Here is a 2,538-nt window from a genome sequence, read left to right on the forward strand (position 1 = left end):
TTTTAAGAAGCGCATGCGTTCCTTCCTTCAACCTTTATAGCATGGGGGCGACATTTACCCTATATCGTTGTCTACCAAAGCGTTCCCAGAAAATCTCCGCCAGGATTTCAGCGACGGCCTGATAGTACATATAAGGTATTTCATCTCCGATCTCACAGGTCTGGAAGAGGGCCTGCGCCAGCACCGGACTTTCCTTGATCGGTACACCGTGCACCCGGGCTACTTCTTTAATGCGCTCGGCCACCTTCCGTTGCCCTTTAGCCACCACTTGCGGTGCGGAATCGATATCTTCTTCATTGTATTTTAAAGCTACCGCCACATGTACCGGGTTAGTAACAACCACGGTAGCCCGGGCTGCCTCCACCATCATGCGATTGCGACTCATCTCCCGCTGCATCATTCTCACCCGCGCGCGTACCTCCGGACTACCTTCCGTCTGCCGATATTCATCTTTCACTTCCTGCCGGGTCATGCGCAGTTTGCGCTTGTATTCCCAGCGCTGGTAGGTGAAGTCAGCGGCGGCCATTGCCAAGAAAGCGATGCCAACATAGACCCCGATCTTGAGTAGATCCAAGGCTAAAGCTCCAATGATCTGCAACGGCGTCATATAGGTCAAAAACGGGTAGTCCTTGACGCGGTCGGCCAAATAGAGGTAAATAATCATGCCAACGATGATCATCTTGAGGATGCCCTTGATCAACTCCACCAGGCCCCTCGTCGAGAAAATCCGCTTCAGGCCGGTGGCGGGATTGATCCGATCCCATTTGGGGCCCAGTGCCTTGGGGGCAAAAATTACCCCTACCTGTAAATAATTCACCAAGAGACCTATGACCACCACCAGCACCAGGACCGGCCCCAGGATAAAAACACCCCTTCCGGCCATCCAGGCCACTAGGGTTGGCAAACTCCTGGGATTGATGGATACCGTAGCCAGCGAGCTGTACACATCCTGAATAACTCCCGCAAGGCCGTACAAAAAGCTCTCGCCGTTAAAATAGAATAAAAGCAGGACGGAGAGCATCAGGGCGGCAGAGGTGAGTTCCATGCTTTTGGCGACATCACCTTTCTCCCGCGATTCCCTGATACGCTTCGGGGTCGCCTCTTCAGTGCGTTCCTGGGCCGGCTGTTCCGCCATATCAGCTCCTCAGGGTCGCCATTAAGGTTGCCACGTACTCCTGGAATTCAAAGTACATAGTGGAAAACAGAGCCTGGAATAGCTGCAACGAGACCACCAGGGCAAATACCCCCACGAAGAGCTTGAGGGGCAAAGCCACGAAGAAGACCTGCAGACGGGGCATGGCCCGGGAAAGGACCCCCACGCCCACATCCATCATGAGTGTAAGGATAAGCGCCGGAGCGGCCAGTTTCAGGGCCAACTGAAACATCTCGCTCGAGCCGGTGATTAACATCCGGCCCGACGCGGGTTGCAGTGCACCGGTCTCCAGGGGAATCAGCCTAAAATTTTGCACCAGCAATTGGATCAGAAAGTGGTGGCCATCCACCGCCACGAACAGCAGAATGGCAACCAGGGCCCAAAACTGGCCGACCATAGACTGGGGGGCACTGGTTACCGGATCGACCAGGTCGGCGATGGCAAAGCCCATCTGGCGGCCCGCGAAGGTCCCGGCCAGGGAAAAGGCCTCAAACATGAACTTGGTTCCAAAGCCCACGATCAACCCCAATGCCAGCTCCCGACCGATAGCGAAGGCCAATCGGCCCAGGTTCCAATCAAGGCCCAGGCCCTCCACCCCCACCACCGGCAAGAGCATGAAGCTGAGCACCAGGGTGATCAAAACCCGAACCCGCATAGTAATGGCGGGTGAACCGAAAAAGGGGAAGGCGTAGATCATGGCCGAAACCCTGGTCATCACCAGCATGAAGGAGACGCCCCATCCGGATAGCAGGTCCAGGATGGATAGGTTCATCGGCCTAATTGTGTTATCTGGTCATAAATGAGGAGATTAAACCCGATCACCAGGTCCAGCATCCACGGTATCAACAGCATAAGAACCAGGCCTACCACTGCAATTTTGGGGATAAAGGTGAGAGTAATCTCCTGGATGGAGGTAACCGCCTGAAACAGTCCTACCAGGACCCCTACCAATAGGGCGCTTCCCAGGATGGGCAGAAGGATATACAGTGCCGTGATAAGGGTTCTGTGGCTGATAAAAACGACGAGATCGGTGCTCATAATTACTGCAATCCATTAATGATTGATTCCACCACTAGATACCACCCGTCCACCAGAACGAACAGGAGGATTTTGAACGGCATGGAAATCATGACGGGTGGCAGCATCATCATTCCCATGGACATCAGTACGGCGGATACCACCATATCAATGAGCAGCATGGGGAGATACAACATAAAACCGATCTGAAAGGCAATGCGGAGTTCATTGATCATGAAAGCCGGTATCACCATCATCAGCGACAACTCTTCCGGCGACTTTGCCGGCTCTTGCTTAAAGTAGCCGGCAAACAATGCCAGGTCTTTATCCGGGGTGTGCTGGAGCATGAATTTCTTGATGGGCGCGGA

Annotated in this window: 4 protein-coding genes; all 4 read right to left on the reverse strand. The window is 53.9% G+C overall.

The features are described 5' to 3' along the window. Positions 1-34: 34 nt before the first annotated feature. Positions 35-1,135, reverse strand: a complete 1,101-nt coding sequence (gene flhB, locus ACETWG_04075; GenBank protein ID MFB0515767.1) for a flagellar biosynthesis protein FlhB — start codon at positions 1,133-1,135, stop codon at positions 35-37. Position 1,136: 1 nt separating this feature from the next. Beyond that, on the reverse strand, positions 1,137-1,925 hold the full coding sequence (gene fliR, locus ACETWG_04080) for a flagellar biosynthetic protein FliR (GenBank protein ID MFB0515768.1): 789 nt from the start codon (positions 1,923-1,925) through the stop codon (positions 1,137-1,139). Beyond that, positions 1,922-2,191, reverse strand: coding sequence for a flagellar biosynthetic protein FliQ (locus ACETWG_04085; GenBank protein MFB0515769.1), 270 nt, complete (start codon positions 2,189-2,191; stop codon positions 1,922-1,924). The genes fliR and ACETWG_04085 overlap by 4 nt, the downstream gene beginning before the upstream one ends. Positions 2,192-2,193: 2 nt before the next feature. Further along, on the reverse strand, positions 2,194-2,538 hold a 345-nt coding region (locus ACETWG_04090), incomplete at its 5' end, for a flagellar biosynthetic protein FliP (protein ID MFB0515770.1).

The sequence above is a fragment of the Candidatus Neomarinimicrobiota bacterium genome (assembly GCA_041862535.1).
Lineage (GTDB): Bacteria > Fidelibacterota > Marinisomatia > SCGC-AAA003-L08 > TS1B11.